General features: G+C 69.1%; 13 protein-coding genes. 6 read left to right on the top strand and 7 right to left on the bottom strand.

Going from position 1 to position 19,388, the window contains the following annotated elements; all coding sequences use genetic code 11:
* Positions 1-285: 285 nt before the first annotated feature.
* The 4 genes from P12x_RS28285 to P12x_RS28270 form a co-directional block, all read right to left on the bottom strand.
* On the bottom strand, positions 286-1,413 hold the full coding sequence (locus P12x_RS28285) for an FmdE family protein (RefSeq protein WP_435008448.1): 1,128 nt from the start codon (positions 1,411-1,413) through the stop codon (positions 286-288).
* Between the two features lie 17 nt (positions 1,414-1,430).
* On the bottom strand, positions 1,431-2,465 hold the full coding sequence (locus tag P12x_RS28280) for a DUF1559 domain-containing protein (protein ID WP_435008447.1): 1,035 nt from the start codon (positions 2,463-2,465) through the stop codon (positions 1,431-1,433).
* Positions 2,466-2,977: 512 nt separating this feature from the next.
* Positions 2,978-3,514: a hypothetical protein gene (locus P12x_RS28275; RefSeq protein WP_435008446.1), complete on the bottom strand. Its 537-nt coding sequence runs from the start codon at positions 3,512-3,514 to the stop codon at positions 2,978-2,980.
* Positions 3,514-4,095, bottom strand: coding sequence for a hypothetical protein (locus tag P12x_RS28270; RefSeq protein WP_435008445.1), 582 nt, complete (start codon positions 4,093-4,095; stop codon positions 3,514-3,516). The genes P12x_RS28275 and P12x_RS28270 overlap by 1 nt, the downstream gene beginning before the upstream one ends.
* 155 nt (positions 4,096-4,250) lie before the next feature.
* Here P12x_RS28270 and P12x_RS28265 point away from each other — a divergent pair, with 155 nt between their 5' ends.
* From P12x_RS28265 to P12x_RS28250, 4 genes are all read left to right on the top strand, one after another.
* On the top strand, positions 4,251-4,562 hold the full coding sequence (locus P12x_RS28265; RefSeq protein WP_435008444.1) for a hypothetical protein: 312 nt from the start codon (positions 4,251-4,253) through the stop codon (positions 4,560-4,562).
* Positions 4,563-4,920: 358 nt separating this feature from the next.
* Positions 4,921-5,310 carry a BlaI/MecI/CopY family transcriptional regulator gene (locus tag P12x_RS28260; RefSeq protein ID WP_435008443.1) on the top strand — a complete coding sequence of 130 codons (390 nt, stop codon included), beginning with the start codon at positions 4,921-4,923 and terminating at the stop codon, positions 5,308-5,310.
* The gene (locus P12x_RS28255; protein ID WP_435008442.1) at positions 5,307-10,295 is read left to right on the top strand and encodes a M56 family metallopeptidase; all 4,989 of its coding nucleotides are present in this window, start codon (positions 5,307-5,309) and stop codon (positions 10,293-10,295) included. Before P12x_RS28260 ends, P12x_RS28255 begins: the two co-directional genes overlap by 4 nt.
* A gap of 420 nt (positions 10,296-10,715) precedes the next feature.
* Positions 10,716-11,687 (top strand): hypothetical protein, encoded by a 972-nt coding sequence (locus P12x_RS28250; protein ID WP_435008440.1) that lies wholly within the window; start codon positions 10,716-10,718, stop codon positions 11,685-11,687.
* Positions 11,688-11,714: 27 nt separating this feature from the next.
* Here P12x_RS28250 and P12x_RS28245 read toward each other — a convergent pair whose 3' ends face one another.
* Complete coding sequence (locus tag P12x_RS28245; RefSeq protein WP_435008439.1) at positions 11,715-12,170, bottom strand: type IV pilin protein; 456 nt, start codon at positions 12,168-12,170, stop codon at positions 11,715-11,717.
* A gap of 218 nt (positions 12,171-12,388) precedes the next feature.
* On the opposite strand from P12x_RS28245, the gene P12x_RS28240 reads away from it, so the two are divergent.
* Positions 12,389-15,520, top strand: coding sequence for a PSD1 and planctomycete cytochrome C domain-containing protein (locus P12x_RS28240; RefSeq protein WP_435008438.1), 3,132 nt, complete (start codon positions 12,389-12,391; stop codon positions 15,518-15,520).
* 15 nt (positions 15,521-15,535) lie between these two features.
* Here P12x_RS28240 and P12x_RS28235 read toward each other — a convergent pair whose 3' ends face one another.
* Both P12x_RS28235 and P12x_RS28230 read right to left on the bottom strand, forming a co-directional pair.
* Positions 15,536-17,278, bottom strand: a complete 1,743-nt coding sequence (locus P12x_RS28235; protein WP_435008437.1) for a serine/threonine-protein kinase — start codon at positions 17,276-17,278, stop codon at positions 15,536-15,538.
* Positions 17,275-17,907: a sigma-70 family RNA polymerase sigma factor gene (locus P12x_RS28230; RefSeq protein WP_435008436.1), complete on the bottom strand. Its 633-nt coding sequence runs from the start codon at positions 17,905-17,907 to the stop codon at positions 17,275-17,277. Before P12x_RS28230 ends, P12x_RS28235 begins: the two co-directional genes overlap by 4 nt.
* A 428-nt stretch (positions 17,908-18,335) precedes the next feature.
* Between P12x_RS28230 and P12x_RS28225 the strand changes: the two genes are divergently transcribed.
* A complete protein-coding gene (locus P12x_RS28225; RefSeq protein WP_435008435.1) occupies positions 18,336-19,277 on the top strand; it encodes a hypothetical protein in 942 nt (313 codons plus the stop codon).
* Positions 19,278-19,388: the final 111 nt, after the last annotated feature.

Genomic DNA, 19,388 nt, shown 5'->3' with positions numbered 1-19,388 from the left:
TCCTGGGCCTGAACCTTTCCAATGAGCAGTTTCTGGTAGGGTGGGTATCGCCTAATGGCACGGCCCGAATCCGGTGGGCAATGCCCACCCTACCAGAATTCCAGCTCGATCAAGCTCAAACAGCCAACTGCGTGACTTCTCTCCGGATAAGGCACCTGACCGAGAGGGCCACCAGGACGATCACCGGACCAAAGCCGATCGAGCCTAGCCACGTCGAGTCCTGGTCTCCTCTTCCCGAATTCTTCGACGGGAGGACCAAGCCGACGGGCTGGCTGTTCGGTCCCGCTATTTCCCGCCCGCGGCTCGCTCCTCGACGACCGTGAAGATCGCCGCATCGGGTAATTCGGCGACTCGCCTCCCTTCCGCTTCGAGGCGTTCCATCGGCAGGTCGCGGATGGATTGGACGAGTTCGGGGCGGATCGTGAAGGTGAGCGTACGGCCGGACTCGCGATCCTCGACCGTCGTGCTCAGCCGCTCGGGCGGCACCTCCTCGAGTTTCAAGTTCAGCTTGCCGGGGCTCGCCCCGGTCGCGGCCATCAGGCCGTCGGCCACGCAGGAATACTGGACCTCGGCCGGGGACCGGTGGACGACCAGCAATGCGAAGCTGTGACGCGGACGGCCCAATGCCTTCAGCGCCTGCTCGCCGATCCGATAGCCGGCGACGGCCCACGGGCCGGCCCCGCCGTGGACCTCGCGGACGCGGGCCAGTCGCTCGTCGGGGGTGGGATCGCCCTCGCCGGGGGCGGGGACCAGATTCAACGTCGCCTTGTATCGCGTATGCGTGAACGCCTTGCCTTCCAGGAGTCCCGGCGTCATCTCCCGGTGTTGCGCCAGCAGCGAGACGCCCGCCTTGCCGACCTCGGGGCAAGGTAGCTCTCCGTTCGCGTCGGTCTTCGAGTCGCTCGATTCATCGCCGATGAAGGTCCGCACGTCGATGCCGGCGGCGGGCTTGCCGCGCCAGGTGGCGCGCAGCTTCCGGTTGCCGCCCGCATCGGCGACCAGGAGGAGGCGGAGCTGGTCATCGTCGAGGCCGAGCCTCGGGACATCGCCCGCCGCGAGCGGGCGGGACTGGGCGTAGGCGGCCAGGGTGATGACGAACGAGTCTCCGCCGTAATCGACCACGCCCCGGTGGGCATAGGCGCTCAGGACCATCGGGCGGGCGGAGGGGAGGCGGGCCGTGAGGCCCTCGGCCTGCCGCTCCACCTCCAGGGGGACGCCATCGGCCCACACCTTCGCGTGGGCGATCTCGGCGACCCGCTCGGCCTCGCCCGGGTCGGGCACGTCGGCGAAGGTCAGGCGGACCGTCGCGGCACTCGGGCCGCTGGGCGGCTGGAACCACAGCTCATGGGCCTGGGCCGGGGTGCCGATCGCGAGGACGATCGTGGCCATCGATGCCGCGAATGACATTTTCATCTCGATGTCCCTCTCCGTCAGTAGGAATCGGCACTGATGACTTCGCCGCCGTTGCACGTCCCGAGGGACTGCCAGGCCGCCAGATTGATCGTGTTCTTGACGAACCGGACGCTGCCGTCGGCCAGCAGCAGGTTGACCCCGCCCGGGTGGCGGCTCCGGGCCGTCCGCCAGCCGTGCTGCGGCCCGCGGAGGCAGTCGTAGGTGGTGCTGTTGGGGGTCAGATAGTGGTTGTACATCGTGTGGCGGTAGTCGCCGTCGATCCAGTTGGTCTGCCGGTCGTAGCGATAGGCGGTCGAGGCCAGGCAGTCGGCCGGGACCAGCGGGGCATATTTGAAGATGTCGAGCGGGCTGCCCAGCGTCAGCGGGAGCTGGACCATCACCTCCTGCGGGTTGGGCGAGCCGGCCGAGGGCGGGGAGGACGAATTGTTCGGCCCGACGATGCTCTCGCTCATCAGCCCCGTGTTGCTCGACCCGTCGGTGATGGTGGCCATCGAGGTCGTCGAATTGAGGTAGAGCACCCCGTTGGGCGACCCATAGGAGCCCGGCAGGCCATCTCCGCCGGGGAGGCCGTTGCCCGAGCACGAGGCGTAGTTGCAAGGGGCCTCATTGCCGTTGCGGGCCGACCGGACGTCGCTCGGGCAGAGGAACGTCGTCACCTGCAACTGGTAGGTCGTGGTGTTCTGGGGCATGTCGACGCCGTCGTTGTCATACAACGGGAGCTGGAAGTTCATCGTATTGGACGCGACACCTTGCTCCAGGTAGGGGAGGATTTGCAGGAGCGACGAGTACCGGAAATGCCCCGGCGCCGTCAGCCCCCGGGCTATCCACCAGTTCTTCCCGTCGGCAACCCAGCCCGCCGACGGGAACGCGCCCTGGGTGGAATGGTAGTTGTGCAAGGCCAGGCCGAGTTGCTTCAGGTTGTTCGTGCATTGCATCCGCCGGGCGGCCTCGCGGGCCGCCTGCACCGCCGGCAGGAGTAGCGCGATCAGCACGGCGATGATCGCGATCACCACCAGCAGCTCGATCAGGGTGAAGCCTCGACGCGATCTCATGGATCAGGTGCCTCCCGGGGCGATCTGGTCGGCCACGGGCCATCGATAACACGATTCAGAAATTGGTAATACCAGTGGCGTAGCACGATCCTAGCGATCGTAATACCGGGACGCAAGGATCCGGCGAGCGAGATTGACGCTCGGATGTAACCGGGGATGCTTGGGGCTGTTTTCCCGACACTGGCGGTCATCGACACCCGGAGCAAGCTCCGGATTGGAAAGCGGTAGCAAGCTCCCGCACTCCAAGGCGGCTCCGCCGCATCAGAGACCGCCGGAGGCTTTGGAGTGCGAGAGCTTGCTCTCGCTTTGCTGGGGCGGAGCTTGCTCCGCCGAGACAGACCCCCAGACCCCCAGAAAATCCGGTTACACCCTTGACGTTCGGTTGGCTCACCGGCGAGGAATGGTGAGGGTAGGACCCTGGCCCATTCGGGAGGGGACGCCGGCCCCATTTTCCCGGGCGTGAACCGCTTCGATCGCGATCGAGGAACCGGGGGTCGATCACGCCGGGCCGATCACCCGAACAGGAACCCGTAAGCGATCATCATCCCCACTTCCGCAGCCCAGACCCACCCGACTAGTTGCCCGCGCCAATCGATCCTCCGGCCCCAGGTCACCACCCAGGCACCGAGGATCGCGCCCGGGACCCGGTAATGCACGGCGTCGCTCAATCCGTAGCAGATCCCGTTCGCTCGGAAGATCGGGGGGGCGGCCAGGACGACGAAGATCATCGACAGGCACATGACCGACAGGGCCACCAGGACGATCGCCCGACCCGGGCGGGCCGGGCGTCGCCAGACCTTGCCATCCAGGGCGACGATCGCCCCCATCCCGACCGTCGCCGCGACGCAGGCCCAGGTCCAGCCGTGCTGGAAGCGGCGGTAGGGATACAACAGGACCCAGAACCAATCCGGCCGCCGGACCGCGTGGGTGTTCACGTCGATCGAGGAGGATTCGATCCGGAGGAACTCGCCATCGGCCCATCGGATGAGGATCACCGCGAGGACGAGCGTGGCCAGGATGATGGCGAAGACGGGCCATCGACGATTCATCACGCCCCCCCGGTCAGGTATTGCTGGAGCGTCTGCCAGCCCTGGAGGCCCAGGAACCACGCGAGCAGGACGATCCAGTAGAGCCCCAGGGCGCGGCCCATCCGGTCGATCCAGGACGGCTCGGGCCGCCACTTCCGGCCCAGCCAGAGGGCGAGCCAGGCCCCCAGGACGGCGGCGTCGGTCCAGCTGGTCGCGATGGCCCAGGCCTGCTCGAACCCCTGCGGACGTTGAAAGCCCGGCCGGTGGTAAATCGAGGCGATCCAGGCCAACCCCGGCACGAGCGAGGCCATCACCGCCACGCAGGCCACGAATCCCGGCTGGAAGCGGACCAGCCGGGGTCGGGGGCGGCGGAGCCGGATGACGATCATCGCCGCCATCCAGGGGACGACCAGGCACGATCCCACCCCATGCAGCCAGAGATAGGCCCGCCAGAGCCCCCAGGGGTCGGGGCCGAACGAAGGGATGTACCCGAGCTGCCACGAGAAGCCCGGCAGGTACGGCTTCAGGATCAGGGCACCGACCGCCGCCGCCGGGACGAGGATCATCACGTCGGCGATGGTGAATCGGCGCGTCGGTCGCATGGCTCGAATCGTCCTCGCAAGACAGTTGTCGGAGGGGTTAGGGTAATCTCCCCGAATTCCTTCGTCAAGGCCGTGGGGCCGGTTGACTCGGGAATCGAGGGCGCGTTACGTTCGCCGGGGTTGTCCTCCTCCATCCGAAAGGCCTGGCTCGACCGATGGCTCGCCTCGTCCTCGTCCCGATCGACCGTCCCGAGGTCGCCCCGCTGGTCATCACCCCTCGACTGCGGAATCAACTCGTCTACTTCATGAGCGCCCGAGACACCGCCGGGATCCCCGAGCTGGGCGAGGATGATTTCTGGTTCGACGCCGACGCCGTGGCCACGTGGGTCGACGAGGGGGTCTTCTACCTCGTCTCGCCGCTGGATACCGAGAACATGACCGAGGTCGAGCTGTCCGAGGAGCAGGAGGCCCTGATCGCCTGGCTCCACTCGAACCGGGTCCGCCACGTCCGCCTCGAAGAACGCTGAGCGCCCGGGCCGGGAATTCGACCATTCGGCCGCTCCAGGCGGGAACCCCGAAGCGATCCGGGAATGAAGCCAGGTTCTCTGGCGGCCCCCGACCAAGCCCCCGCTCCCCAACCCTCCCCCACCCGGGGGGAGGGGGCCAGACTCCCAGGGGTCGGAGGTCGAGATCTCGGCGAAGCCAACCCCCTCTCCCCTCGTGGGAGAGGGCCGGGGCGAGGGGGCGAAGACCTCGAACCGACGTGACGCCCAGGAATCCGCGGGGCCGCCCCGATCCGGCTTCCGAGTGATCGGGGCTTGACGTTGCCTACAGTTGTCGGCACAATTGCCGACAGGTGTAGGCGAACACGTTCCGAGGGCTGCCATGCCGGGCCGACGCATCCGACCACCGCTCTCCGAGGCCCAGCTGGAGTTGATGAAGATCCTCTGGGAGTCGGGCGGCGGGACCGTCGCCGACGTGCTGGAGCGGGTCCAGCTCCGGCGGCCGGTCGGCCGGACCACAGTCCAGACGATGCTCTCGCGGCTGGCCGATAAAGGCTGGCTGGTCCAGCGGGACGAGGGGGGCGCGTTCGTCTACACCCCGGCCGTACCCCGCGAGGAAGTCCAGGATCAGGTCCTCCGGCAGTTCGTCGACACGATGTTCGACGGCTCCGCCGCCGGGATCCTGATGGCCCTCCTCCGGGACCGTTCGCTCAGCCGGGAAGAAGCGGCCCGGATCCGGCGCATGATCAAGGACGCGGAGGATCGTCGATGACATCGATCCTGGTTTCATCCCTCGACCGGGCGGCCCTGCTGCTCTGGCTCGCCGGGTTGCAGTTCGGCCTACTGGGGATCGGGTTGCTGATCCCGATCGCCCTCTGGCGACGACGCCCCGCCGTCCGGCACTTCCTGGCGATGTCGGCGCTGATCGCATTCCTCGCCTCCCCGATCTCGGCGGCCTGCTTGCCCAGGTGGGGCCTCGGCTGGTTCGGCCTCGAGCGTTCGCCCGGACGATCGGTCGTCGCGAGGGAACCGATCCCGGCGCGATCCGTCGTCGAGGCTTCCCCCCCAAGTCCCCGAGGGCCGGACCTCCCCGGAACGCCCGAGCCGTCGCCGTCGGGCGGAGACCTCCAAAGGGATGAGTCGGGCCCGATCCGGGAGGAGCCGATCCGAGTTGTCGAAACTCTGGCACCCGCTTCGGGGCTGGTCGCCCCACCACCCGCTCGCGAGCCGGTGAGGCCGTCCGATAGGGCGGCCCCGGCGGCCAGCCTCGGGAGTTCGTTGGGCCGTGTGGTCCTCCGAGGGGGCCTGATCGCGTGGTTCGCGGGCGTCCTGGTAATGGCGACCCGGGGCCTCCGGGCGCGTGGGCGGTTGAATCGACTGATCCAAGCGGCCCGCCCGGTCGAGGACGATGGCCCGATCGCCCTGTTGCGACGGATCGCGACCGAGCAGGGCCTCGGAACACCGCCCCGACTCCTGGCCTCCGAGGTGGTCGCGAGCCCGTTCGTCGTCGAGGCTCGCGGGCCGCTCATCCTCGTCCCCTCATCGCTCCTGACGCCGGATTCCGGGGCGATGCTCGGCCACGTCCTGGCCCACGAATGCGCCCACGTCGCCCGGCGCGACCTCCTCATCGGGCGGATCCAGGGTTGGGCCGAGACCCTCGGCTGGCCGCACCCTTTCGTCCGACTCTTCGGGGCGATCCTCGACCGGGCCCGCGAGGATCTCTGCGACAATCGCGTGCTCCTGCGCGTCCGCTCGACCGACTACGCCCGGACCCTCCTCACCCTCGGCGAGCGCCTCTCCGGCCTCTCGACGGCCTCGGCGATCTCGATGTTCCCCCGTCGCCATTCGCTGGGGTCGCGGATCGCCGGGCTCCTGGACTCGCGACGAGACCCCGCCGAGCGACTGGGTGGGCTTCGCAAGGCGACCCTGGCGGCGCTGGTCCTTTCGGCGTCGGTCGTCTCGGCGGGGGTTGGCCCATCGCGGAATCCCGTCGTCGATCCGGAAGCTCTAGGAACCTCGACCGTCGAGGAACCCGTCCCGCCCGACCTCGTCCGCGCGCTGGCGGATCGATCGAAGGACTGGATCGGGCCTCCGGCCGGAGTCGCCTCGCTGGAATATGATTTCCTGATCCGCTCCGAGGTGACACCGATCCGGGTGGCGCGGGGCGATCGACGCCGGGAAAGCGTCTGGATGGGGGCGACCCTGAACGGGGGCTTCCGCGAGCTATTGCGGTCCCCCGACCGATTTGAACTGGCCGTCGAGCGGCAGGGCGACCCGAAGGTGATCCGGCTGGTCGCGAGGGTCAAGGATCCCGCCAAGTCGTTTCGCGTCGAGGTCGGCAACGGAGTCGAGAACTCCTGGATGGGCTACTTCGCCCACCCGGCCACCTCGACCTCGATCGTCGTCGACGCCGATCGGCTGGTCCCGCTGGAGGAGCAGTCCGGATCGACCCTGATCCGCTACGCCGACTGGCGCGAGGTCGGCCCCGGCCGATGGGTCCCCTTGCGCGTGGATGTGGTCGGGGCCTCGGACCATTACCGGATGACCTTCGAATGGCTGGGTGAGGCCCTCTGGCTCCTCGGACGATCCGAATCCATCACCCCCGAGGGGACGCGGACCCTGACCCGGACCGAGAACGTGAGGGTCGACGGCCGAGCGGTCGTCGTGCCCGAGACCGACGCCGAGCGTCGCTCGCGCGAGGCGGCTGCGGAGCTTCGCCGGATGCTCGACCATAATCGCCCCTGGCTCGACCCCGGCGAGACCGGGGCCGGGTGGAGGCCGTCCTTCCGGACGCTCTCCTACACCTTCCGGACGGTCCGCGAGGATGTCCGAGAATCCTGCGTGCTCGACCGCGAGGGCCGGGCGGCCTTCGAGGTCTCTTTCGACGGTCTCGGCAAGATGGGGGATCGGCTCGGCGAGCGTCAGGTCACCCTCGATACCCCGGAATTCGCCCGAGCCCTGAAGGGGGGCGGCTTCGCCCGGCTCTACCCGCGACCGGATCGGGATCCGGGCCAGCCGACCGACCTGGCGCTCAAGCAGTTCGCCCGGATGGGCTGCCAGCTCGACCTGCCCCTGTTCCGCTACCGGGACCGGCTCGACTCCGCCTCGGTCGTCGTCGAGGACGGCGCCTGGGATGGCCGGGCCTGCCGGGTGGCGACGGTCTCCAACCTCGGCGGCGGGGCCTACCTCGGCTCGGGCACGATGTTCGCCTTCAGCTCGTGGTCCTACATGCACCACATCGACCCGACTCGCGAGGTCCTCTACCTCGACCCGGAGCGACAGATCCCCATCCACGAGACCCTGACGTCTTCCCGGGACGGCACCTTCGAGATCGACTTCGGCGATCCGATCGAGGTGGCCCCCGGCCAGTGGGCGCCGAGGACGATCCGGATCGAGTCGCCCGGCAAATTCACCTGCGAATACCGCTTCCAGATCGTGAACGAGACGCACTGGATGCTCGCGGAGGTCACCTCCTGGTTCGACCCCAAGGACAGGAGCCGAGGGGTGGTCGAGGATCTCCGGATCGACGGCGACCGGGCCTTGCTCGACGACACGCTCCGGCAGGTCGAGGCGTCTCGGGCGCTCTTCGGGGGGGCTGGCGAGCCGGATCGGCGGGTTGAAATCGCGACGGTCCCCTTCGCGTTGGGCCGGTCGATGCGGGCCGGACCTTACGAGATCCGGGTCACGACGCCGGAGATGCGGTCGGTGGCCGTTTCGGTCTCGACGGACGACCCCGACGCGCCCGGGACGGTCCCGCTCGGCTTCCTCAACGCAAGAGGGCGGCTCCTGTTCGCCCCGTCGATCACGCTGGAGGGGCGAGGAGGCCAGCGCCGGGGCGAGTCGACGATGCTGGGATCCGAGGTCTGGGGGGCGGTCCGATGGCTGGCGGTCCCGACCCGGGGCGCGGTCGAGGGGCGGCTCTCGATGGCCGTCGTCCCGCTCCGGTGGGGCGAGCCGATCGCCGTCAACATCCCCGATGCCCGCGAGGGCGACCCCTCGCAATACCAGGGCAAGGGACCGCGAGCCGCCCTGACCCGCGCCTTCCGGGTCCAGGCCGATCGGGCGGACGACGGGAAAGCTCGGATCACCCTGGACCTGGTCAGCATCGACGGGATGCACGAGTTCTTGCTCGATCTGGCCGCCGCGCTGCTCGGGGCGGACGGCGAACTCCTCGGTTCGGGATCGGCCGAGACCAGGCTCCGGGTCGAATCCGACCCGGTCGAGCAACGATACACGATCGACCTTGGCCCGATCCTCCCGGGGGCCGAGCCGCGTTTCCTCGGGATCGGCGTCGCCCACGGCAACGTCATCTCGGCCCCGATGGGATCGACGTGGGGGACCTTCCTGTCGGCGACCCCCCCCTTCCCGATCGAGACCCTCCTCGAAGCCCCGGACGATTCCTGCCGAAGGGTCGGGCTCGCCACGCTGGGGGATCGGGACCGCATGGAGCGGACGATCGAGAGGGAATTCCTCGGCGATCGGCCCGACGATCGATGGCTCGGCGACGGCCCGTTCTCGCGCCGGACGATCCTCCGGCCGCTCGCGGGCCCCTTCACCCGGATCATTCGCGAATCCCGGGCCGCCGACCTGAGATCGTCCGCGGCCCGGTTCCTCGCCTACTCCGAAGCCGAGGGCGCGGTCGAGTCGCTCGAAGGGCTGTCCCGGGAGGATGCTCCCGAGGTCCGCGACGCCGCCGCCGTGGGTCTGACATTCCTGGGGCGGGACGGATCCCTTGATCGGATCGGCATGATCCTGGGTCGCGACATCGCCTGGCGTCCGAACATGCCGGAGGCCGAGGTCGAAGCCTGGCGGGCCTCCCGCCGCCTGGAACAAGCCGCCCTCGTCGCGCTCTTGAAGCGGGGTTCTGATACCGCCGTCGACCTGCTCGGCGAGACGCTCCTGCGAGACCTCGACGGCCTTCGCCTCGTCAACGACGAGCAACGGGGGGAGTACCTCGACGGGCGAAAGGACCGGGCCGAGACCCTCGTCAGGCTCCTCGGTCGAGCGGGCAAGCCCCGGGCGGTCCGCTGGCTGGACTCCGCCGTCGATCGCGTCGGGCGTCGTCCCGAGCTGGTCGAGCACTTCGGCGTGTCCGAACTGGCCGAGTCGATGATGAAGTACCCGGAACAGGCCGGGGACCGGATTCGCGCGGAGATCGCCTCGGGCCCCTCTCCCGGCGCCTGGACCTACGCCCTCGAACACGGGACCCGGAACCCGGCCTTCATCCCCGCCGTCCGCGACCTGTTCCGCCGCGACGATGTCCCGGGCTTCGCCAAGTATCACGCCGTCCTCTACCTCTGGAACGTCGAGGACCCCGAGGCGGTCGAGGCACTCCGGCTGGCCTACGACCTGAAGGTCACCCGGGATGAGCCCCAGTACTGGCTCCGGCTCTGCGAGGCCCTGGCCGCCCGTGGTGATGGGCGAGGGCTGCTCGACGCCTTCGAGGCCCTGGTCGAGCTGGAGCGACCCGCCCAACCGCCCGCCGACGAGAAGGGGCGGGAAGATTGGGAGAAGGTTCGAATGGATCGGAAGGACCAGGCGGAGGAGGTCTTCGGCCGGGCATCCAAAGAGATGCTCGAAGGATTCGTGATCGGGAAGCGAGAGGTCGAACCTTCCGAGGAACGGCGAGTCGTGCTCCGGCTCCTCTGGAGGTTGCCGGGCCTTCCCGGCTCGTTCGAGGACATCGTCCCGCGCTGGGCGGAGGGGTCTGACCCGCAGGTGGTGGGGGCGGCCCGACGTCTCCTCGACCGAGACTGAGAGCCCCCGCCGCCCTCTGGAATCCGGGCCGGATCGATCGCGAGCCTCCCCGAGTTTCCTCGCGGCGAAGCCGCCCTGGAGTGCGTGAGCTTGCTCACGCTTTGGACCCCGGAGCTTGCTCCGGGCGCCAGAAGCGTACGCGCCAGGCCATCCGGCGGAGCAAGCTCCCGCACTCCAAAGCCTCCGGCGGCCCCTGGTGGCGAAGCCGCCCCGGGGTGCGTGAGCTTGCCCCGGGTACCGATGACCGCAGGAGGCGGGGAACAAGCCCCAGGATCCGCGGGCACATCCTTCGGGCAAGATGCCGGTAGTGCCGGGGTGCATCCTCCCTGCCGAAGCCCCATAATGGTCGGGAAATCGGGGTGACGGAGGTTTCTTGGAAGCCGTCGCGACGGATCGCGCCGAAGGCGATGGGGGTTATCCGTGAGAAGTCGAGATCGCGATCGTGCTCGATGGGTCGGCTCGCTGGTCCTGGCCCTGGCCGCTCTCGGGGCGAGTTCTCGGGGGCAGTCGCCGGAGGTCCCGAAGTCCGGCCCGGCCCGTCCCCCGGAGCCGATCGAGTTGCTCGGGGTCGAGAATGCCTTCCGCCTGAGCCCTCGGCTTTACAGCGGGAGCCAGCCCGAAGGGACGGCGGGGTTCGAGGCCCTGGCGAAGCTGGGCGTCCGGACGATCATCAGCGTGGACGGATCGACTCCCGACGTCGAGGCGGCCCGGAAGCTCGGGCTCCGCTACGTCCACCTGCCGATCGGCTATGACGGGGTCCCTCGCGAGCAGGCCCTCCGGCTGATCCGGGCGACCCGGACCTTGCCGGGGCCGGTCTTCGTGCATTGCCACCACGGGAAGCATCGGGGGCCCGCGGCGGCGGCCGTCTGCGAGATCGCCGCCGAGGGCTGGAGCCGGGAGGACGCGACCGCCTGGATGAAACGCGCGGGGACATCGGGCGATTACCGGGGGCTGTTCGCCTCGGTGAAGGACTTCGCCATCCCCTCCGACGACGAGCTGGATCGGGTCGGCGGCGAGCTCCCGGAGCGGGCCGAGACGCCCGCGATGGTCGGCCGGATGGTCGCCATCGACGCCCTCTGGGACCGAATCGGCGCGATCCGGCAGGCGGGCTTCCGGGCTCCCGCCGACCACCCCGACCTCGACCCCTCGCACGAGGCGCTGATGCTCGAAGAACAGTTCCGGGAGCTGGCGAGGAGCCCGGACGCGAAGGGACGGGGGGCCGACCTGATCCGTCAAGCCGAGGCGTCGGCCTCGCTCGCGGCCGAGCTTCGCTCGGCCTTCCGGGCGATCGGCGAGGTCCCCTCGGACGAGTCGCGGAAGCGGGCCGAGATGGCGTACGACGCGGTCGGTCGGGCTTGCACGTCCTGCCACGTCCGGCACCGGAACGATTGAGGGGCCGGATCGGAGTCGGTCGGTCGGTCATTCGTAGCCCATCAGGCAGACTTCGTCGACCAATGAGGTGTCGAACCTGCTCGCCGCCGCGTCGAAGCCGGTCTCGCGGAAGACCACCGTATAAGCCCCGAACCAGGGCGAGATCCCTTTCCGGGTCAGGGCCAAGGTCCACGAGTCCTTCAGCGAGCCGGTGGACCCGGGGGTGAACTTCTCGGCGACCGAGAAATCCTTCGGCGGGTCGGTCTCGTTGTCGAGATCGTAGAGGCTGGCGGCGAAGGTCCCGGACCGCGCCTGGTAACGCTCCTGGGCACTCTTGATCGAATAGAGGTAGGCGAACGCCTCGCTCGCACGGAGGCCCTCGCCCTTGCGGATCAGGCGAGGGACGCCCACGGCGGCCAGGACACCGGCAACTCCGAGGACGATGGCCAACCCGGCCAGTGTCAGGCCGGGTCGTCGGGACGGGCGGCAATGTGTAAGCGTCAAGGGATTCCTCCGGATCATGGGGAGCGGGATCGGCGGCCAGTCCGCGGATCGATCCGTCCGGACGATATGGAACGCTAGGTCACCCGGAGGACCCCTGTCAAATCCCGAAATGACGATGGTCACGATCCGAAAACTTCCCTCGCCACGCCGTCCGACCGTTCTGGTAGAGTGGGGGGACCCGCCCGAATTCCCACCGACGACGCAGGGAGAGAACACCGATGATGACGCTCGGATCGTCCCCCCGCCGGATCGCGTGGGCGTTCGCCGGCCTGGTCGGAATCCTGCCGATGGGGGCCGCCACCGCCCTCGGATTCGACGAACCTCGACCCCCGAGCGTCGACCGCGACCACCCTCGGGACATGGCTCGCGGGATCGGGCTCTTCCAGGGGACCGTCCGCGCCCTCTTGGTCGAGCATTGCCTGAAGTGCCACGGCGGGGCCGTCACCAAGGGGGAGTTCGACCTGACCACCCGCGAGGGGCTCCTGAGGGACGGGACCGGCGAAGGCCCTCCCGTCGTCCCCGGCAAGGCCGGGGAGAGCCGCCTCTACCGGATGGTCGCGCATCTCGAAAAGCCCTCGATGCCCGACAAGGCGCCCCGGCTCCCCGAGGATGCCGTCCTGAAGATCGCCGAATGGATCGACGCCGGGGCTCCCTACGATCAGCCGCTGGTCGACGCCTCCCAGCCCGCCCCGCACGCCGTCGTCACCCAGAAGGACCGCCAGTTCTGGTCGTTCCGACCTCTTGGGTCCGTCGACCTCCCCGAAGGCCCGGGACGATCGCCGGTCGACCGCTTCCTCCTCGCGAAGCTCGGAGCGAAGGGGATCGCCCCCAATCCCCCGGCCGATCGTCGGACCCTGATCCGTCGGGCCTCGTTCGACCTGACCGGCCTCCCCCCCCGGCCCGAGGACGTCGAGGTGTTCGTCGACGACCCCTCCCCCGACGCCTTCGAGAAGGTGGTGGATCGGCTCCTGGGCGACCTGGGCCACGGCGAGCGATGGGCCAGGCACTGGCTCGACCTCGCCCGGTTCGCCGAGAGCCACGGGTATGAGCACGACTATGACCGCCCGTCGGCCTACCATTATCGCGACTTCGTCGTCCGCGCGTTGAACGCAGACATGCCGTACGATCGCTTCGTCCGGCTCCAGGTGGCCGGCGACGAGATCGAGCCCGAGAACCCCGAAGCCCTGATGGCCACCGGCTTCCTGGCCGCGGGGGTCCACAGCACCCAGATCACCGCCAACACCGCCGAGAAGGAGCGGTACGACGAGCTGGACGACATGGCCGCCACCCTGGGGACCGCCATGCTCGGCCTGACCGTCGGCTGCGCCCGGTGCCACGACCACAAGTTCGACCCGATCCCGACCGCCGACTACTACCGACTGCTCGCCACCTTCACCACGACCGTCCGGAGCGAGGCCGAGCTGGATCTCGACCCCGAGAAGACCCGGCGGGACCGCCTGGACTACGAGTCCAGGCACGCCGGGGTCGTCGAGGCCCGGGATCGGTTCGCCCGCGAGCGGCTTCCCGCCCGCTTCGAAGCCTGGCTCGAGGCCGATCCGAAGATCGCCCGCCCGCGCTGGATGACCCTCGAAGCGTCGAGCCTCACCTCGAAGGCCGGGGCCAACTTCCAGCTGCAGGCCGACGGCTCGTACCTGGCGAGCGGCCCCAATCCCGAGTCCGACGCCTACACCTTCGAGGCTCGGACCCCGCTCCGGGGGATCACGGCCCTGAAGATCGAGGCCCTCGCCGACAAGTCGATGGTGAAGTCCGGCCCCGGTCGCGCGTCCAACGGGAACTTCGCTCTGTCCGACCTCCGGGCGACGGCCGCTCCCCTGGGCGGAGGCCCCGCCGTCCCGGTCAAGCTGGTCCGCCCTCGCGCGACCTTCGAGCAGGCGGGGCTCCCGGTCGCCGCCGCGATCGACGACGACCCGAAGTCGGCCTGGGCCGTCGACCCCGAGTTCGGCAAGGACCAGGGCGCGGTCTTCGAGTTCGAACCGCCCGTCGACTTCGAGGGGGGGGCGACCTTGACCGTCAACCTCGGCTTCGAGTGCAACACCGGCCACACGATCGGCCGCCCCCGGATCTCGGTCTCGACCGAGTCGGGCACGGTCCCCCTTGACGGCGAGACCGCCCCGATCGTCGCCTTGAACCGGCTCGAAGAGGCCCTGAAGGCCGATCCCGGGGCCCGGACGCCCGAGCAGCGGGCCGCCCTCCTGGCCCACTTCCGGGCGACCGACCCCGAGGCCGTCGCGGTCGATCGGGCCGTGACCGACCTCGAAGCGGTCGCCCCGAAGCCCGCGCTCACCAAGGTCCTGATCTCCAGCGAAGGGGTCCCGCCGCTCCGGCTCCACACGCAGGGGGCCGACTTCTTCGAGAAGACGTACCTCCTGAAGCGCGGGGATCTCGCCCAGAAGCAAGGCGAGACGGAGGCCGGATTCCTGCAAGTCCTGACGACCGCCAGCGAGGGGGATCGCCGATGGCAGACCCCGCCCCCCGCCGAGGCGAAGCAATCGTACCGGAGGACCGGCCTGGCGAAGTGGCTCACCGACGTCGACGGGGGGGCCGGGCCCCTCCTGGCCCGGGTGATCGTCAACCGGCTCTGGCAGCACCACTTCGGCCGAGGGTTGGTCGCCACGCCCAGCGACTTCGGGACCCAGGGGGAACGCCCGACCCACCCCGAACTGCTCGACTACCTGGCCGGCGAGCTGATCCGCAACGGCTGGCACCTCAAGCCGATCCACCGCCTGATGATGACCAGCGACGCCTACCGGATGTCGGCTGCGTTCGACGAGGCCAAGGCGGCGATCGACCCCGACAACCTCCTCAGGTGGAGGAACACCCCGCGACGGCTGGAGGCCGAGGCGATCCGCGACGCGATGCTCGCCGTCAGCGGGACCCTGGACCCGACCCCGTTCGGCCCGGGGACGCTGGACGAGGCGATGAGGCGTCGGAGCCTCTACTTCACCGTCAAGCGGAGCCATCTGGTCCCGATCCTGGCCCTCTTCGACGCCCCCGACGCCTTGCAAGGCCAGGGGCAACGCGGCTCGACGACCGTGGCCCCTCAGGCGCTCGCCTTGCTGAACAACCCGCAGGTCCGGGCCTATGCCCGGGCCTTCGCGGATCGGGTCCGGCCCGACGCCGGGACCACCCTCGAATCGGCCATCGACCGCGCCTATCGCCTGGCCCTGGCACGCCCCCCCGCCCCGGACGAACTGGCCGACGACCTCGATTTCCTCCGGGATCAGGCCGGGTCGTACCGGGCCTCCGGCCAGGCCGACCCCGAACGGTCGGCCCTGGCCGACCTCTGCCAGGCGATCCTGGGCCTCAATGAGTTCGCGTACGTCGAATGAGTTGGGCCTTGCCGATCAATGGCCATTCCGGACCATCACGCGATCCGCGGCGAGACCCAGGGAGATTCGCACGATCGTGTGGATGACCAGGAGCACCAGCATCAAAAGAAACGGCGACTCCGAGGCCTTGTCCTCGAACATCCCCCCGTAATCGAAGACCTGCCAGCCCCAGACGCCGATCAGGAGCCAGACGAGGAAATTCAGCGAGGTGAGCCAGCCTAACCAGAGGCCGGATCGCTTGCCGTCCAGGGTCTTCAGGCCGCACCAGAGGGGCGGGGCGTCGAAGACCAGGAAGGCGACCAGCAGATCCTGGACGAAATCTCCCGGCCGCTTCGGCCTGACGATCCCGGCCAGGTATCCGACGTACCAGATCAGGCCGATCCCGCTGGTCAGGAGGCCCAGGGTCAAGAGGGCGACCCCCGCCTCCCGGATCCGCGCGGGCCGCACGCACCAGGCCCTCAGGCGATCGAGTCGGCCCTGGGGCCTGGCCCGGATCGGCTCATCGGCCAGGAATCGGCGGAGGTCGTCGGCCATGGCCCGGGCCGATTCGTAGCGATGGGTGGGGTCCTTGGCCATCGCCTTGAGGACGATCGTCTCCAGGTCGGCCGGGATCGACGGGTCGATCGCCCGGAGGGATCGTGGCGCCGCCTGGGCGATCTTCCCCAGCATCTCCTGCCGGTCTTCCCCGAAGAACGCGGGCTTGAGGGCCAGGAGTTCGTAGAGGGTCGCCCCCAGCGAATAGAGGTCGGAGCGCCGGTCCACCAGCTCGCGGCGGCCCTGGACCTGCTCGGGGCTCATGTACTTCAGCGTCCCGATCAGGTCGCCGGTCTGGGTCAGGTCGCTCTCTCCCTGGAGCCGGGCCATCCCGAAGTCGGTGATCCAGAGATGGCCGCGGGCGTCGACCAGCAGGTTGCCCGGCTTGATGTCCCGGTGGAGGATCCCCAGGTCATGGACGTGCTCCAGCGCCTCTGCGGCCTGACGCCCGAGCTCGGCGACCCTCCGGGGATAAGAGGACATCCGGGGCGAGGGCGTCGCGGATCGCGCGTCGTGCGGGCTCGATGATGCCGGATCCATCGAGGAGTCACGGCCTTCCCTTGGGCCTGCCCCCGCCGGGGCCGGCGTGGGCCACCCCTCGGCCAGGCATTGGGTCGTCTCGCCCATCTCGACGGCCCGCTCCACGGTCAGCCCGCGAAGGACCCTCAAGTCGCGGATCGCCTCGGCCAGCGTCTGGCCATCGATCAGGAGCATGGCGAAATAGGGCGTGCCCCGGTCCTGGCCGACCGAGTAGATCGGCACGATGTTCGGGTGGTTCAGGCTGGCCACCGCCTGGGTCTCCACCTGGAATCGCTGGAGTCGCTGGGGATCCAGCGCCATGGCGGGGGGCAGCACCTTGAGCGCAACCCGGCGATGAAGGGGGATCTCGATCGCCTCGTAGACCACGCCCATGCCCCCCCGTCCCAGCACGCGCAGGATCTTGAAGTTGCCCAGCACGGAGGGATCGAGATCGGCCCCCGAATTCGGGGGTCCCGCCCGCTCCTGGAACGATCCGGTCCCATCCTTGATCCGGATCATCGAGGCCAGGGCCGGCAGCAACGGGCGGAGTTGCTCGGCCCGTTCGGGGAACTCGCGGGCGTAGGCCTCCACGTCGAGTTGCCCGTCGGCCTGGAGCCAGTCGGCCAGCTCGGCGACCCAGTTCGCCAGCGTCTGATCCGACGCCTCGGTCTCCGCCGGAGATTCGCCGCCGTCCGGACCCCTCATGGATGGACGCTCCCGTCGCCCGCCGACAGGAGATCGTGCAATCGCTGGAGCGCGCGGAGGTGCCGCATCTTGATCGCCCCGAGCTTGACTCCCAGGATGTCGGCGATTTCGCCGAAGGGGAGCTCTTCCAGATAGCGCAGCACGAGGACCTCGCGGTCGGCCTGGGGCAATCGATCGAGCGCGGCCCGGAGTTGTCCGTTCCGCTCGGCTCGGGCCAGGGCCTGGCTGGGGCTCGCCTGGCGATCGGCCAGGCGCTCGACCAGCAGGAGGGCCGACTCTTCGGGCAGCGCCGGTCGATCTCGCCGCTCGCGGTCGACCGACCGGCTCGACGAACGGAGGTGGCGACGGTGGGCCTGGATCAGGCGCTCCAGGGCCAGTCGTCGGAGCCAGGGATAGAACGAGATCGGCGGGTCGAGCAGGTAGGCGGGCAGCTTCCGATGGGCATCCCCCAAAGCCTCCTGGACGATGTCCGAGGGGTCGATCCGCGGCGAGAGCCGACGGTCCATGTGCAGGGCCACCGCGCCCCGGAGGCGGGCCCGGTGGCGATCCAGGAGCACCTGCAGGGCCTGGTCGTCACCGCGACCGACCCGTTGCATCAATTCCTCGGTCGGCGAGTCGATCGGCATCATCGCGCGGACCTCTCGGCCAGAAACAATTTGTCGGGGGCGACAGGTTCGGGGCATCGAGGGGGATCGGCCCCTCATCGCCGGTCTCGTCGAACGATATGGACCCAATTAGCTTACGCTCGATTGGTCCCCTTCCGAAAAAAAATCGGATCGGGTGTGTGACTTTTCCGCGAGCACCGCAGGACTCTGACTGCGGCTCGCGACGCAAGTCCGATCGCCCGATCAAATCGAATGCCATGAATGGCTGGGTCGAGGGCGGATCTTGTCAATTCTGGCCGATGTCGACACGTCGAGGATCGCTCTTTCGTCCACAGGCTTGCCACGACGTCGTGGCTCGCGGGACCGAGGGTACGAAGCGGTACCCTTGCCCCCCCTCGATCTCCGAACGCGGCCAAGGTAGCCTTTCCCCCCCCGGATTTGAGGATCCTCCGATGCGACGCCCCCTCTCTCGCTTCTGCCTCTTGCTTTGTGCCCTGGCTCCATGCCTCTCGACGGCCCGGGCCGGACATCCGGAGCGGAATTACAAGGGCCAGTTCGACTTCGCCGTCACCTTGTTCCAGCCCATCTCCGCGACCGATGTGCTGGTCCGAGGCAGCCTGGACGGCATCGAGACCATTCTCGGCAAGTTCACCGGCGAGGTCGAATACCACTTCGATCCCAACACCGGCGCGTTCTCCGGCTCGCTCACGAAGAAGGGGGCCAACGGCGACCTGCTGTACGAGGACCTGACCGGCCAGTTCACCGAGACCGGCAGCGTGGGCTCGTTCACGATCACCGGCGGCACCGGCCGGTTCCGCCACGCCACCGGGAAAGGCGTCTTCAAGGGGGTCTGGACCGCCCCGGATCTCTCCACCGCCCACATCACCTTCCACGGCTCGCTCCATCGCGCCAAGGTGGGCGACTACGAGGCCGAGGGCAAGGTCGCCTTCTCGAACGTCCAGGGGGCCACGCAGGTCGGCGGGCTCGCCCCCTACCTCGCGGCGGGGGAGAGCGAGCTGATCGGCAAGCACACCCAGACGGGCTCGATCCTCAACCTCTCGGGCCTGATCCCGGTCGACGCCACCACGCTGATCTTCTACGGCGAGGTCGGCCCCAACCCCTTGGTCCCGGGCCATCCCAAGCTTCATGTCATCACCACCAAGCAAGGCCAGATCTTCTGCACCTGGACCGCCGTGTTCACCCTGAAGATCCTCAACGCCAAGGGAGACGCCGTCTTCAGCGGCGACGGCGCGTTCACCATCGTCGGCGGGACCGGGAAGTACAAGGACGCCTCCGGGACCTTCACGACGCTCTTCGAAACGAAGCCGGTCCCGGCCGGGGCGGACAAGGCCATCGCGGACTACCAGCAGTCCGGCGAGATCGTGAGACATTGAGGCCTCGGGACCGACCCGGACCGGGCCCGAGCCGATTCGACCGCCCCGGAACTCAAGTCCGGAATCATCCCTCGATCCAACCGGTTCCCCCCCCCGATGCCCCGTGCCTCG

Source organism: Tundrisphaera lichenicola (assembly GCF_051175385.1).
GTDB lineage: Bacteria > Planctomycetota > Planctomycetia > Isosphaerales > Isosphaeraceae > Tundrisphaera > Tundrisphaera lichenicola.
The sequence above is the reverse complement of the archived record's forward strand: the minus strand, read 5'-3'. Positions and strand labels throughout refer to the sequence as shown.

Bases quoted from the DNA above. Each gene is read 5' to 3' on its own strand.
- P12x_RS28255 (WP_435008442.1), top strand. From the start codon at position 5,307: ATGACATCGATCCTGGTTTCATCCCTCGACCGGGCGGCCCTGCTGCTC.
- P12x_RS28265 (WP_435008444.1), top strand. From the start codon at position 4,251: ATGGCTCGCCTCGTCCTCGTCCCGATCGACCGTCCCGAGGTCGCCCCG.
- P12x_RS28240 (WP_435008438.1), top strand. From the start codon at position 12,389: ATGATGACGCTCGGATCGTCCCCCCGCCGGATCGCGTGGGCGTTCGCC.
- P12x_RS28280 (WP_435008447.1), bottom strand. From the start codon at position 2,465: ATGAGATCGCGTCGAGGCTTCACCCTGATCGAGCTGCTGGTGGTGATC.
- P12x_RS28225 (WP_435008435.1), top strand. From the start codon at position 18,336: ATGCGACGCCCCCTCTCTCGCTTCTGCCTCTTGCTTTGTGCCCTGGCT.
- P12x_RS28230 (WP_435008436.1), bottom strand. From the start codon at position 17,907: ATGATGCCGATCGACTCGCCGACCGAGGAATTGATGCAACGGGTCGGT.
- P12x_RS28235 (WP_435008437.1), bottom strand. From the start codon at position 17,278: ATGAGGGGTCCGGACGGCGGCGAATCTCCGGCGGAGACCGAGGCGTCG.
- P12x_RS28270 (WP_435008445.1), bottom strand. From the start codon at position 4,095: ATGCGACCGACGCGCCGATTCACCATCGCCGACGTGATGATCCTCGTC.
- P12x_RS28260 (WP_435008443.1), top strand. From the start codon at position 4,921: ATGCCGGGCCGACGCATCCGACCACCGCTCTCCGAGGCCCAGCTGGAG.
- P12x_RS28275 (WP_435008446.1), bottom strand. From the start codon at position 3,514: ATGAATCGTCGATGGCCCGTCTTCGCCATCATCCTGGCCACGCTCGTC.
- P12x_RS28285 (WP_435008448.1), bottom strand. From the start codon at position 1,413: ATGAAAATGTCATTCGCGGCATCGATGGCCACGATCGTCCTCGCGATC.